Source organism: Aliivibrio salmonicida LFI1238 (assembly GCF_000196495.1).
GTDB lineage: Bacteria > Pseudomonadota > Gammaproteobacteria > Enterobacterales > Vibrionaceae > Aliivibrio > Aliivibrio salmonicida.
Window position 1 is genome coordinate 268126 of the sequence record NC_011313.1, and the last position, 13642, is coordinate 281767.

Genomic DNA, 13642 nt, shown 5'->3' on the forward strand with positions numbered 1-13642 from the left:
AATAATTTTAGCTTAATAAAAATAGAGCAAAATATGAACCATTATTTATCGGTTGTTAAATTAAGAGTAATATCTATTTAAATCATTGGATTACATTTAATTCTTTAATTTGATGTGTTTTGATTTAAACGATAAATAATGAACAATTGCACTGTTTTAGTTGAAAATGCACCATAACAGTACATTTCTTCGTCATTGTTATTATTTATAGCGTTGTTTTTTTCTGGTTCTTATGATTCTATTTGGAGTATCTTTTTGTTTTAATTGATTAAAATTCTGTTAATGCATCGTGGTGTTATGACTTGGCACTCTCCTTGCTGAATGTGTTTATACATTTTACAAAGGAGAGACTGATGAGAAAACAGCGGATTGTAGTGATAGGAAACGGCATGGTAGGCCACAAATTCATCGAGACGTTACTTGCTTCTGGGCAAGAAAACAATGAAGTCATTACCTTTTCTGAAGAGTCTCGATTAGCGTATGACCGTGTGCAACTAACGTCATATTTAACAGGTAAAACCGCCGATGATTTGGCGTTAACAACCGATACGTATTACCAAGAAAATGGCGTTAATTTTATCTTAAACGAAAAAGTAACCGTCATTGATATTGAGAACAAACAGGTGATTACGGAGAGTGGACGAACTGAACTGTATGACAAATTGGTACTAGCCACTGGTTCGTTTCCTTTTGTTCCCCCCATCCCTGGAAATGACCAAGAACATTGCCATGTTTATCGTACTCTTGATGACTTAGACGCAATAGAAGCGTCCAGTAAGAAGAGTAAAAAAGGAGTGGTTATTGGTGGTGGTTTATTAGGGTTAGAAGCGGCGAATGCGGTTAAGAATTTAGGACTAGAAACACACGTTGTCGAGTTTGCTCCACGATTAATGGCGGTGCAATTAGATGATGGTGGTGGTGCGTTATTACGACGTAAAATTGAAGGGTTAGGCGTTGTCGTTCATACAGAAAAAGCGACAACAGAAATCGTGGCAGGGAAGGAATCTCGCTATCGTATGAACTTTGTGGATGGTTCTTATTTAGAAACCGACATGATTGTGTTTTCTGCCGGTATTCGCCCGCAAGATGCGTTAGCTAAAGAGACCGACATTCAATTAGGAGAACGTGGCGGAATTGCCATTAATAATCAATGCCAAACCTCGGTTGAAAGCATTTATGCGATTGGTGAATGTGCATTGTGGCAACAGCAGATTTTTGGGCTAGTTGCGCCTGGTTACCAAATGGCAAAAGTCGCGGCTAACCATATTTTAGGCAAAAAAGCCGAATTCTCTGGTGCAGACATGAGCACTAAATTGAAGCTTTTGGGCGTTGATGTTGCCAGTATCGGCGATGTTCATGGAAAAACAAAAGGTGCACAATCATACACTTATCATGATGAAATTGAGCAAATATATAAACGATTAATCATCTCGAAAGATGGTAAGAAAATTGTTGGTGCAGTATTGGTTGGAGATGCTGAGGCTTACGGGACATTATTGCAAATAAAGCAAAACGACATGGCGTTGCCAGCGCAGCCTTCGGTCTTAATCTTACCCAATGTGAAAGATGACGAATCAGCTGGAATGGGTGTAGAGGCCTTACCTGATGCTGCTGTTATTTGTTCGTGTTTTGATGTAAAGAAAGGCGATATAAAACAAGCGGTTGCTTCTGGCTTCACCAGTATGATAATGCTTAAAGAAAGCACTAATGCATCAACAGGTTGTGGTGGTTGTTCAACATTAGCAAAACAAATATTAGACAGTGAATTGAGTCAACTAGGTGTCGAGGTTAATAACCATTTATGTGAACATTTTTCTTATTCTCGACAAGAAATGGTCGACATTATTCGTATTAATAAAATTAAAACATTTGATGAGATATTAGAAAGCCACGGCTCTGGTTTAGGCTGTATTACTTGTAAGCCTACTGTCGGTTCTATTTTAGCCTCATTTTGGAATGATTATGTGCTCGAAGATAACCTTGCAGAACTGCAAGACACCAATGATATCTACCTTGGTAACATGCAAAAAGACGGTACGTATTCAGTTGTCCCACGTATTGCTGGAGGGGAAATCACACCTGATAAATTGATAGTGTTGGGTGAGGTCGCAAAAGAGTTTGGTTTATACACCAAGATCACTGGCGGCCAACGAGTGGATTTGTTTGGGGCACATCTTAGCGAACTGCCTGTCATTTGGAAAAAACTAATTGATGCCGGATTCGAAACAGGTCACGCGTACGGGAAATCAGTCCGAACGGTTAAGTCTTGTGTTGGCAGCACATGGTGCCGTTATGGCGTTAATGACAGCGTTGGTTTAGCGATTAAATTAGAGAATCGTTACAAAGGCTTACGCTCTCCTCATAAAATAAAGTTTGCGGTATCGGGGTGTACTCGTGAATGTGCAGAAGCCCAATCTAAAGACATTGGTGTCATTGCCACTGACAGAGGTTGGAATTTATATGTGTGTGGTAACGGCGGGATGCGTCCACGTCATGGGGACTTGTTTGTTACTGATTTAGATGAATCTACCTTAGTGCAATATATCGATAGATTATTAATGTTTTATATTCGTACCGCTGATCGCTTGCAACGTACTTCTGTTTGGCTAGAGAACTTAGAAGGAGGCTTAGAGTATTTACGATCGGTCATTGTGGATGACTCTCTTAATCTTGGCGAAACCCTAGAGGCTGAGATGGAACACAATATTGCGCAATACCAATGTGAATGGAAAACCACGATTGAAGATCCTGAAAAACTAAAGCGATTCCAACACTTTATCAATAGTAAAGAGACCGATGATGGGGTTGAGTTTGTAAAACAGCGTGAGCAGAAGTTCCCTAAAGCTAAAAGCGACAGCCTGTTATTGAAATCACGTTGATTGAATAAGGAATAAGATCATGAGTAATTGGATTACCATCTGTAAAATTAACGAGTTGACCCCACAATTAGGGGCATGTGCTAAAGTGCTCAACCATCAAGTGGCAGTGTTTTATTGCAAGCGAAGTGAGCGTTTATATGCACTATCAAATTATGATCCTATTGGGAAAGCCAATGTAATATCGAGAGGAATGATGGGCTCTCTAGAAGGCGAACCTTATATATCGTCACCACTTTACAAGCATCATTTTCATTTAGAAACAGGGGTTTGCATTGAATTCCCCGAAGTGATATTAACGACTTATCCTGTGCGTATGTCAGATAATCAAATACAAATTAAACTGGCTCATTAAAAGGAATTAATGATGGACGATAAATTTTCACTGTTTTCATTTTCAGGAAAAATGAAGACCTTACATTTAAGTTGGATGGCCTTTTTTATTACCTTTATGGTGTGGTTTAACTTCGCACCTTTATTGCAAATGGTAAAAGAAACCTTGGAGTTAAGCACAGAAGAAATTAAAACCTTATTGATTTTAAACGTCGCTTTAACCATTCCTGCTCGTGTCATTATAGGTATGCTAACCGACAAATATGGTCCTAGATTAGTCTATTCAATTTTATTAGCTGTGTGTTCTATTCCTTGTTTTATGTTCGCTTTTGCTGATTCATTTATTGAAGCGGCGATTGCCCGTTTTTTACTTGGCTTTATTGGGGCTGGATTTGTGATTGGCATTCGGTTAGTGTCTGAGTGGTTTCCTCACCATGAACTTGGTACCGCTGAAGGCATTTATGGTGGGTGGGGCAATTTTGGCTCGGCAGTGGCGGCATTTAGTTTACCAACCTTAGCGTTATGGTTCGGAGGTGATGAAGGGTGGCGTTACGCGGTAGCAATTACAGGTGCAATGAGCCTTTTATTTTCTTTCATTTTTTACTCCCAAGTGACTGATACACCAAAAGGTGCAACCTATTTTAAACCGACCCACTCAACTGCGATGGAAGTGACTTCTATAGGGGATTTCTATTTTCTTTTGATCATGAAAATACCAATGTATGCGGCGTTAGCATTACTAACATGGAAGTTATCGTCATCGGGGATTGGAATGTTATCTGATACCGTGGTTAATGGGGTGTATCTGCTGTTAGTTGGGATTTATATCTACGAAATAACACAAGTTTGGAAAGTGAATAAAACCATTTTTTATAATGATGTTGCACCTCATCATCAATATAAATTCAAACAAGTAGCGGTCTTAAATGTGCTCTACTTTGCAACGTTTGGATCTGAATTAGCGGTAATATCTATGTTGCCATTGTTCTTTTCAGACACGTTTGAATTAACCCCTGTAATGGCAGGTATGGTTGCTTCAGCTTATGCCTTCATGAATTTAATGTCTCGTCCTGGTGGCGGTTGGATCTCCGATAAATTTGGCCGTAAACCAACGTTATTGATATTAACCGCAGGGTTAGCCGTCGGTTATTTTCTGATGGGGCAAGTCAACAGTGAATGGCCGTTATGGTTAGCGGTTGCTGCAGCAATGGGGTGTTCTTTCTTTGTGCAAGCAGGTGAAGGCGCGGTGTTTGCAACCGTCCCCTTAATTAAACGCCGCATGACAGGACAAATAGCCGGTATGACAGGGGCTTATGGTAACGTTGGTGCCGTGGTTTATCTTACTATTCTTTCTTTTGTCGATTATCAAACGTTCTTTTTTGTTATTGCAGTAACTGCCGTTTTAGGTTTTGTGGTGTTACTTAAAATGGAAGAACCAAGCGGAAAAATAACGGAAGTAAATGAAGACGGCAGTATTACGTTGATTGATGTTTCACACTAATGGTTAAGTCACTCATTGCAAACAGGGAGGTTAGTGAATGAAAAGCACATTACAAACATCAAAAGATCTTATTCTTCGAGTGGGTGGAAATTCAACTCAAGGAAAGCGAGAGAGTAACCAAGATGCCTTCATTGTTAAACAGACGTCGTTGTCTGAGCTTCAATTTAAAGGTCATGTTGCTTGTATTGCGGATGGTGTGAGTTGCAGTGATAAAGGCCAACAGGCAAGTCACACCGCAGTGACACAATTTGTTGAAGACTATTTTTCAACCCCAGACAGTTGGGGTGTAAAGCAAGCAGCAACAACGATTCTAGCGACAATCAATACATGGTTATATCAACAACAAAACGAACATGATTTACAACATAACGGTTGGCTAACCACATTTTCTAGTGTGATTATTAAATCTAATACTGCTCATGTTTTTCATGTCGGGGACAGTCGAGTGTCTCTTTATCGCCATGGTAAATTAAAGTCACTGACTAAAGATCATCAACGAAGAGGGGCGGGGCAACACCGATATTTAACTAGAGCATTAGGAATGGATACTACTATTGATGTGGATTATCAAGCGATCTCATTAGAGCAAGGCGATTTGCTATTATTAACGACCGATGGTGTACATGAGGCTCTCAATTCATACGTGTTGAATTCTGAATTAACAGCGACAAAAGAAAAGACCTTTCCGTTAGATTCTATTGCCGCAAATTTATGCGATCTAGCAATAAAAAAAGGCTCGCAAGATAATTGCAGTTGTTTGCTGATTGATGTGGTTGAATTACCCGATAAATCACCGCAAGAGTTATTGGAACGGTTTGAGCATTATCCGATCCCTCCTGTATTGACGGTAGGACAAAAAATTGATCAGTATCGAGTGCAACGTATTTTATATTCAGGGGTTCGCAGCCATGTTTATCAAGTGATGGATGAAAATACGTTAGAGCGTTACGTGTTAAAAGCCCCGTCACAACAATTTGCAGAAGACAGTGATTATCTGTGTTCTTTTATTCGAGAGCAATGGATTGGAGAGAAGGTGAACAGCGATCGAATTATGATCATTCACCCTCAGTTATCTGAAGTCTCATTTCTTTATCATGTCTGTGCTTACCTTGAAGGAATTACGTTAAGGCAGTGGATGTTTGATAATCCTAAACCATCATTAGAACAGGTCAGAACCCTAATTAATGGCGTGATGAAAGCAGTGCGAGTATTACAGCGCTTACATATAGTACATCGAGATTTAAAGCCTGAAAATATCATGATAATGCCAACGGGGAACGTGATATTAATTGATTTTGGTGCGGCGACTGCGGATGGTTTTGATGAGGTATTGCCAACCATTGAAAATGAATGCCCATTAGGTGAAATCAATTATTGTGCTCCTGAATATATTAATGGAGAAAAAGCGACACATCAGTCGGATATTTTTTCCATTGGGGTTATTTGTTATGAACTATTGGCAAAGGTTACACTTAGTGATAATTCGTTACCGTATAAGCAAACGACACAGCAATATTTACAGGCGAAAAGACATCAATCTTGGGACTATCATTCATTGTTATTTCAAAGAGAAGAGTTGCCAGTATGGATAGATGAAGCGATTAAAAAAGCTTGTCATCCTCTCCCCTCGCAACGCTATCAGAGTATGAGTGAATTTATGGCAGATTTAACGGTGCCAAATCCTCAATTATTACGCAATAAAAAAGCACAAGCCTTAATAGACAGAGACCCAATTTTGTTTTGGAAAGGGCTATCTATCATTCTTAGTATTACGGTACTGATTGAGCTTGGTTTACTGCTTAGTTCGTGAAGAATTATCAAGAACATAATTAAAGTTTTATCAGTTTGATTCTCAAAAAGAATATTAATGCTTATCATATTGAGAGTTTTAATATAAATTCTTTTATAATCAGTCGGTTGAAATTATGGTACGGGCTATGCATCTCCTCATTACAGACAAAGTATAAATGAGGGAACATTATGAAGCCAAGTTATTCAATACCCTGTATTGTTGCGTTAAGTATAGCCTTGGGGTTTAGTGCACAATTACAAGCTGCAGTTCCTTTTGCCTCTTGTCCGAGTCAAGCGTTTATGGTTCAGAATCCTTCTGGTACTCCTGTAGCCTATGGTATAAGCCTTGATGTGGGTAGCTATAGTACGTTGTCTTGGAAAGTCGGTGATGGGAAAATTAATGGGATTGGCTATAACGTTCATGATGATTATATCTACGGATGGGATTATGGTGCTCAAACGCTTACTCAAATAGGTTCTGACTTCATTTCAACCCCTTTGTCTGTTTCTAATCTGCAGGTTGGTCCAACTTCATTCTATGTAGGTGATGTATCTACCATTGAAAATTCATGGTATGGCTATCGAGTCAATAAAGGTTTTTTTCGAATTGATCTAGATACGTTGGAGATGACTAAAGTGGCTAGTTCAGCTACGGTTGGCAATCTTCGAATTCTAGATATGGCTTTCCACCCAGATGACGGCATCATTTACAGTGTCGATAATTACGGCTATCTGTATAAAATCGATCCAAGTACTGGCAGTGGTACTAAGTTAAATCAAGTCATTAACAGTAACAGTGTTGGGCACAGTTTGTCATTTGGAGCACAGTATTTTGATGTTGATGGTAACCTTTATCTTAGTAACAACGGGAATGGCTATATTTACATTGTTAGCATTGATGATTTGAATTCTAGCTCAGCGTTTTTTGCTTATGGACCATCAAGTAATTCAAATGATGGTGCTCGCTGTGCGTTTGCGCCTGTTGGACAAAATGAAAACAGTGATTTTGGTGATGCACCGGATACTTATGGCACCTTGTACGACTCCTTTGGTGCTCGTCATGCGATTTCAGGCTTAAAATTAGGAGCTCTAGTCGATGGTGAAAGCGAAGCGTATGCGTATCCACTTTCTGATGACACTTCTGATTTAAGTAATGATGACGATGGTATCTCTTTTCCTGTTCCGCTTGAAATTGAGGAAACGAGTTTTATTTATGCAGAGGTTGATGGAGCCGATGGAGAGGGAGTACTTAGTGCTTGGATTGACTGGGATCAAGATGGTGAATTTAATGACGATGAAATAATCCTGAACAGTGAGTGGGTTGATGATGGGCAGAACCAACTTTATTTTGAGGTGCCGAGTTGGGCGCTTAGTGGGGATACTTGGGCTCGGTTTCGCTTAAGTCATTCTTATGATATTGGCCCAAATGGAGGGGTGAGTGCTGGTGAAGTTGAAGATTATCAAGTAACCGTTACTGATCAAGGTGTTTCTGTTGAGCTTTATCCAGCAGGTTCTGGGTATACAACGTTCGCTTATGAAGATCTCTGGTCATTTACCGAGTCAGGAGAAGACGATGGCTGTAATATGTTTCGTACTGAATCAGGGTGCGGTACTGACTATCGTCCAAGCTGGTCTTTAATTATTCCACTAGAAACACCTATTCCACAAGCACAGATGCCGGATTTCCCTTATGATCCATTTATTTTTGCGACCCCTGGTTATTATTATGGTGAATATGGTTTACAAGTAAGTGGTGGGCATCCTGGACGTAACGTAGAAGTACATCTTAAAAATCAAATGCCAACATCAAAATTTAATAATGGGTACATTGGGAAAAGTGATGATGCGACCAATACTGGGAATGGTACGTATTTCCACACTAGTAATGGCCTACCATGGGCGATTGAAATCCCACTGGATTGGAAGCACCCAATAGAGTCTGTCAGTATTCTAGAGGCTTATCCCCAATTTGCTGATTTTGCTCAAGATGCAACAGGACAAACGGCTCCTGATTGGTATGTGAACCCGACTGCTAGTAGCATTTATATAGATTAAGGAAATAGGTTATGAATAGTATAACAAACAAAGTGAATCGCTTATTTTTGATATTTATCCTTAGTCTTCTTGCTGCATGTAATAGTGAGAGCGGGGGTTCTGGAGGCTCGGGAGGAACAAATTCATTAGGGTCTTCACCGTCTGAAACACCTGAGCCTTCGGCTTCTCCTATGTCGGTTTTTGATTTAGAAATTAGCGCAGAGAATAGCCTTCATTCAGTATACAATCTTGAAATTGATGTGGATATTTCTGAGATATCAACTAAGCGTGCGTTTATTTCTATCTGTGATAATAGCATAGCTAAAGGGGATTTATCGAAAGTAGATTTTGATATGTGTCTACTGAAAGGGAATTTAAATGAAGGGGTGGGTGTGTTTGAATTACGTGTTGCGAACCACTGTGAAGAATTAATTACCCTTATCTGGATTATGGAAAAAGACCGAGAGCCTCTTATTTATACGTTGTCTCACGATAATCAAAAAGAGAGTTATTGGTTAATTAATTAAGTCACCAGATAAAAAACAGCCCTTAATCGTAAGGGCGTTTTTGTTATTACTTAAGGCATATACTCATTAAGTCATCAATGAAATAATTCAGAGCGCGTTCTTCAATAGCTCTGATTTTTTGTTGCTGTGAATCAGTCAGCATGTGATACATACTTGCTGCACCAAAATCACCAAAGATAATATTCGCCTCTTCATCAAACAACGTGTTGTGGGCGTATAAATCCCCATGACACACTTGGTTATCATGCAGGTGTTCAAATATGTTACGCATTTCTGCAACCATCTTATTGATGTGCTCTAACGGTAAGCTAAACCCTTCAGGGAAAGTATCACGGGTACAGCTTTCTAAACTTGGTGGTAAGCCTAGATTCTTATAGTGAGCTGGGATCAATGACATGATTAATGCTAAATAGTTATCTTCATTCACTTGAGCTAAAGATTGCACTACGCTTGGGTGATTACCCACTTTTAAGCACGCTTGTAATTCATCTTCTGGGTAGCCATCACTCGTTACTTCGCCTTTAAATACTTTTATTGCGATATCTTGTGGGAAATCAGTTTGTTCTTTATTCCAACGAGCTTTTGAAATTACACCCGAAGCACCTTGCCCTAATACCTTTTCTAATGTGTAGTCTGATGAGGTGATACTAGGCACTGATTTCACTTGTAGATTAGATTTGCAGAATGGGTTACCGGCAAACGCAAACCACGCCAGTTTTGGTAAATCAAACAGCTGTTCTGGGCATTTTGTTAATTGGTTGGCCGAAATACGAAGTAATTCAAGATTGTGTAACTGAGATAAGTTACTTGGTAACGTTGTTAGCCTATTGCCAGCTAGCGCGAGTTTTTGCATTAAGTGGCAATCCCCCAGTGAATTTGGCAATGCTTCAATTTGGTTGTCGGTTAAGATCAACCAACGCAATTTTGTTGGAAATACATTTTCAGGGACGTTACTAATTTGGCATGATTTAAAGCCAATCATTTCTAGGTTTTTACAGTGTGCAAGCACCTCGGGAAATTCAGTAAACGAGTTGTTTGATGCAAAGAAGATTTTCAATTTAGATAATTGAGTGATTTCTTTTGGTAGCGTTGTTAATTGATTATTCGATAAATCTAAGATTTCTAATGAATCAGAAAGAGACAAAATCTCAAGGGGGAACTCTGTTAGGTTCTCGCTTAATTGAAGTCGAGTAATGCCTTGTAACTCACCGGATTGTAACTGCGCTAATGTATGCAAACTTGTCTACCTATCTCTTTTCATGCGAACTACGTAAAGTAGCACTAAAAATATAGCGTTAATTGTACGGTTTTTAAGACGGTAAATCTAATATATCCATATTGTACTAATCATATATCAATCTGTTATTTGTAATGCATCAGGGATTCTAGACAATGGCAATTTATTTATGGTTACTATCAAGAAATAAAGATCTTGATCCTAAAGTGATTGAGCGTTTTAAAGATACGGCAAAATCATTAGGGTTTGATACTGATAAATTGATCATCGTTGACCAAAAATAGAGGAAGACGAGACAGTTAATAAATGAAAAGGCACTCATAAAAGTACCTTTTTTATCAATTTACACGTTTCTTTCAATCGTTACTGAAGTTTGAAAAAATCAAAACCAGATAAGTTTTCTGCGAGTTTCGGTTCGGTTAACACTTTATCGTGCTCAAAATCGTATTTAACAAATCGAACGCCATTCGATTGATGATCATCGTATTGGTTACCATCGGGTCGGAGTAAAATTAGGATTTTATCGCCTTCAAAGTAGTTTGATGCTGCGGTTATTTCACCTGCGTATTCTTGTAATGCAGAATTCTCCATTTTTTCTAAAGAGTCGATATCTAGAATATTTCCCTCTTCTGTTATCGCCATCCCGATCGTATCATCACTTGGGTGATGAAATGCCGCGACGAATTTTTGATTTATGTTTTTAAAAGAGGCGTCAGATGAGTAAGGCTTAGTTGTTATTTCAACATCCTGCTTCAGATTGTAGGTGAAGAAATGCATTCTGTTTTGTGATTCAGAGTAATAGCCAGCTGAGATAAAAGTGGCGTAATCTTTTAACCCTGGGTAATAGTCAATGATACTTCTTGGCCCAGTAACGAGACCGTCGGCATCGGCAATAATGAAGGTATCACCAGTGATTTTTCCGAAACCTGCATTGTCGTTATCGTACCAACCTGCACTATTTATTGTTTGGGATAAACTCTCAGCAATGTAGCCGGGATCAGGAAGATCTTTCAATTTACTTAGCGGTAAAAGTGTTGGGACAATCGTTGACCAATCAAAAGCTTGCGCAAAGTTAATTTTTTCTTTCTTAGGTACGAGTGAATTAAACAGCTCTCCTGCAAACCACGCACAATTTCCATAGAGTGTGTATCGGCCTCCATTCCAATCTTTTCCAATATTAAAAAACAACTTGGCTATTTCTTTGCTTTCTACATATAGCGCTTCTTGTTTATTATTGATTTCCTGCTTAATCTGCTCATGATCTTTGTCTTCAATATGCACACATTTTTGAAAGCTGAATTCTCGGGTTTCTTGGTTACCATCACTGCCAAAACCGTATCCATCGGCTTTAATTTTTCCATTGTCATCTTTATAAAAAAGATCAACCCAGGTATGACCAACCGCTCCTGAATCTGCCCAAGCCACCATTCGTTTTAGTAATTCAGCGGTAGTATCATCAGGATAGTCGGTCTGAAATTGTTGGTAGGTTTCAAGCAATGGAATTCGTTGAGCTTTCCTATTAATTCGAATACAGAGTTGGGGATAATCGATGTTCTTATCTCCCTTTAGCTCTACGCGGTGTCCGTTCATATATTGTCCTGCATTTACTGCTCCGGTATACAGTGCAAGAGTCACTAAGGCGGATGTCGCCGTAATCATTCGTTTCATGCGTTGCTCCTTATGTTATTAATCATCTTTATTATGATATTTAATAATGTAGAGCCGCTCTATATACACCATGTTCAAAGTGCTGCTAATTCCGCATTTATGAAATGCGGATTTATAATGGACGGTTAATCTAAAATGGCAGGCCTGTTTGAAGGAGATAACTCGATTTTATGATCTATTAATCTTTGTTGAGACATAAAAAAAGCACTCATGATGGTGAGTGCCTTTTTCTGAATGGATAGAATATTATTGCTAGCGAGCCAATTTATGATGCGCTCGTGAAAAATGACCGGCACAGAAAGCACCGACAATAGACAGCTCTCCTGCTAAACATAGCGTGGCACATACTTCAGCAAGTGCTTGTGATTTACCTGAGCCATATAAGCCCATTAGTTCTAAACACGCTTTTTGGCTCGGTAATCCCGTTCCACCGCCAACCGTGCCAAGCATTAGATTTGGTAGCGTCACACTTGCGTATAAACCACCATCTCTATTTACTTCTATACGAGTCATCCCCACAGCCGATTCTGCCACGCACGCGGCATCTTGGCCACACGCAATATAGAGCGCCGCAAGTGCATTCGCGTAATGAGCATTAATGCCAATTGTGCCACTGAGCGTTGCTCCAACCGTACTCATTTGAGTAAATTGCATCATTTTTTCTGGTGTAGTGTGCAGGTATTTCTTAACCAGTTCGGCGGGAACATGCACTTCCGCCGTTACCTTTTTACCGCGAACACTGCGGAGAGACTGGCTACTTGCTTTTTTATCGCCTGATAAGTTGCCATCTAAATAGGCATTTTCAGAAGCGATGGGTGAGTTATCTATGATGTAGTTAAAAATCGCATTAGTCGCGATGGTCACCATGTTTTGGCCTGATGCATCTCCGGTTAAAAACTCAAATACCAAATAGACATGATTGCCTTCAATGCTGATATTAATGTCGCTGAGTTTACCGTGAGAGGTAGTGGCTTCAGCCAATTGCTTGAAGGTATCGTATTGAGTAACGGCCCACGTCACAAATTGTCCGGCTTCGGCTAAGTTATAAAAGGCAAAGGCAGGGGTACGAGTGACGCCTTCATTTAATAACATGGCACTGGCTCCGCCACACGCAGTAATGAGTTGTGCTCCACGGTTATAAGAGGCTACTAAGGCGGCTTCTGTGGTCGCTAATGGAACCAAATAATCGCCTTTGGCAAATAGGCCATTCACACGCAAAGGTCCAGCAAGTCCGACAGGAATTTTTACTGTGCCAATGAAGTGTTCGATGTTTTTTTCATAAACATGTGATTGTGCTTGAGTATGCACATCAAGCAACTCAGCTTGCAACGCAGGATTAGCCAATTTATCCCAACGACGAGTAATGTTTTTATCGGTTAAGTAAGGGCTTGGTGTCAGTTTATTTGTCGGTTTATCAAAGTGAGGATTGAGCATTTGCTCTAATTCATCTGCAGAGATATCCCCCCCTAAGATAGAGACATAATCACGGCGGTGCAGATTCAATTTAGGCATAATTAAGGTATATCACAGCAAATAGAGCGGGTGATTTTACTGAGTAATGCGTCAGAAACAAGAGCTAGATATAAACCGTTACAGTTTGGTGATAAAAAAGGAGATTATCACAATCAATATTTTTGATTATCACCATAAATATTCCTAATTGGACTCGTTGTAA

At 39.5% G+C, this 13642-nt stretch carries 10 protein-coding genes; 7 read left to right on the plus strand and 3 right to left on the minus strand.

Features of this window, described 5'->3' with window-relative positions; genetic code table 11:
- Positions 1 to 353: 353 nt before the first annotated feature.
- The 6 genes from nirB to VSAL_RS17410 all read left to right on the plus strand — a co-directional run bounded on the left by nirB (position 354) and on the right by VSAL_RS17410 (position 9062).
- A complete protein-coding gene (gene nirB / locus VSAL_RS17385) occupies positions 354 to 2879 on the plus strand; it encodes a nitrite reductase large subunit NirB (protein ID WP_044583541.1) in 2526 nt (841 codons plus the stop codon).
- 19 nt (positions 2880 to 2898) lie between these two features.
- Entirely contained in the window at positions 2899 to 3231 is a 333-nt protein-coding gene (nirD, locus tag VSAL_RS17390; RefSeq protein WP_044583542.1) for a nitrite reductase small subunit NirD, read from the plus strand.
- Between the two features lie 9 nt (positions 3232 to 3240).
- A complete protein-coding gene (locus VSAL_RS17395; protein WP_012551621.1) occupies positions 3241 to 4710 on the plus strand; it encodes a NarK family nitrate/nitrite MFS transporter in 1470 nt (489 codons plus the stop codon).
- Positions 4711 to 4747: 37 nt separating this feature from the next.
- Positions 4748 to 6520 (plus strand): bifunctional protein-serine/threonine kinase/phosphatase, encoded by a 1773-nt coding sequence (locus VSAL_RS17400; RefSeq protein WP_012551622.1) that lies wholly within the window; start codon positions 4748 to 4750, stop codon positions 6518 to 6520.
- 170 nt (positions 6521 to 6690) lie between these two features.
- A complete protein-coding gene (locus VSAL_RS17405; RefSeq protein ID WP_012551623.1) occupies positions 6691 to 8556 on the plus strand; it encodes an LruC domain-containing protein in 1866 nt (621 codons plus the stop codon).
- Between the two features lie 11 nt (positions 8557 to 8567).
- Positions 8568 to 9062: a hypothetical protein gene (locus tag VSAL_RS17410; RefSeq protein ID WP_012551624.1), complete on the plus strand. Its 495-nt coding sequence runs from the start codon at positions 8568 to 8570 to the stop codon at positions 9060 to 9062.
- Positions 9063 to 9108: 46 nt separating this feature from the next.
- Here the strand turns inward: VSAL_RS17410 and VSAL_RS17415 are convergent, their stop codons facing one another.
- On the minus strand, positions 9109 to 10299 hold the full coding sequence (locus VSAL_RS17415) for a leucine-rich repeat-containing protein kinase family protein (RefSeq protein WP_012551625.1): 1191 nt from the start codon (positions 10297 to 10299) through the stop codon (positions 9109 to 9111).
- Positions 10300 to 10454: 155 nt separating this feature from the next.
- On the opposite strand from VSAL_RS17415, the gene VSAL_RS22950 reads away from it, so the two are divergent.
- A complete protein-coding gene (locus tag VSAL_RS22950) occupies positions 10455 to 10583 on the plus strand; it encodes a lipocalin/fatty-acid binding family protein (protein WP_083799313.1) in 129 nt (42 codons plus the stop codon).
- A 79-nt stretch (positions 10584 to 10662) separates the two neighbouring features.
- On the opposite strand, the gene VSAL_RS17420 is transcribed toward VSAL_RS22950, so the two are convergent.
- Together VSAL_RS17420 and VSAL_RS17425 are read right to left on the minus strand one after the other, a co-directional pair.
- Entirely contained in the window at positions 10663 to 11967 is a 1305-nt protein-coding gene (locus VSAL_RS17420; protein WP_012551626.1) for a hypothetical protein, read from the minus strand.
- 252 nt (positions 11968 to 12219) lie between these two features.
- Complete coding sequence (locus VSAL_RS17425) at positions 12220 to 13479, minus strand: hydroxymethylglutaryl-CoA reductase (RefSeq protein WP_012551627.1); 1260 nt, start codon at positions 13477 to 13479, stop codon at positions 12220 to 12222.
- Between the last annotated feature and the right edge of the window lie 163 nt (positions 13480 to 13642).

Bases quoted from the DNA above. Each gene is read 5' to 3' on its own strand.
- nirB (WP_044583541.1), top strand. From the start codon at position 354: ATGAGAAAACAGCGGATTGTAGTGATAGGAAACGGCATGGTAGGCCAC.
- nirD (WP_044583542.1), top strand. From the start codon at position 2,899: ATGAGTAATTGGATTACCATCTGTAAAATTAACGAGTTGACCCCACAA.
- VSAL_RS17395 (WP_012551621.1), top strand. From the start codon at position 3,241: ATGATGGACGATAAATTTTCACTGTTTTCATTTTCAGGAAAAATGAAG.
- VSAL_RS17400 (WP_012551622.1), top strand. From the start codon at position 4,748: ATGAAAAGCACATTACAAACATCAAAAGATCTTATTCTTCGAGTGGGT.
- VSAL_RS17405 (WP_012551623.1), top strand. From the start codon at position 6,691: ATGAAGCCAAGTTATTCAATACCCTGTATTGTTGCGTTAAGTATAGCC.
- VSAL_RS17410 (WP_012551624.1), top strand. From the start codon at position 8,568: ATGAATAGTATAACAAACAAAGTGAATCGCTTATTTTTGATATTTATC.
- VSAL_RS22950 (WP_083799313.1), top strand. From the start codon at position 10,455: ATGGCAATTTATTTATGGTTACTATCAAGAAATAAAGATCTTGATCCT.
- VSAL_RS17420 (WP_012551626.1), bottom strand. From the start codon at position 11,967: ATGAAACGAATGATTACGGCGACATCCGCCTTAGTGACTCTTGCACTG.
- VSAL_RS17425 (WP_012551627.1), bottom strand. From the start codon at position 13,479: ATGCCTAAATTGAATCTGCACCGCCGTGATTATGTCTCTATCTTAGGG.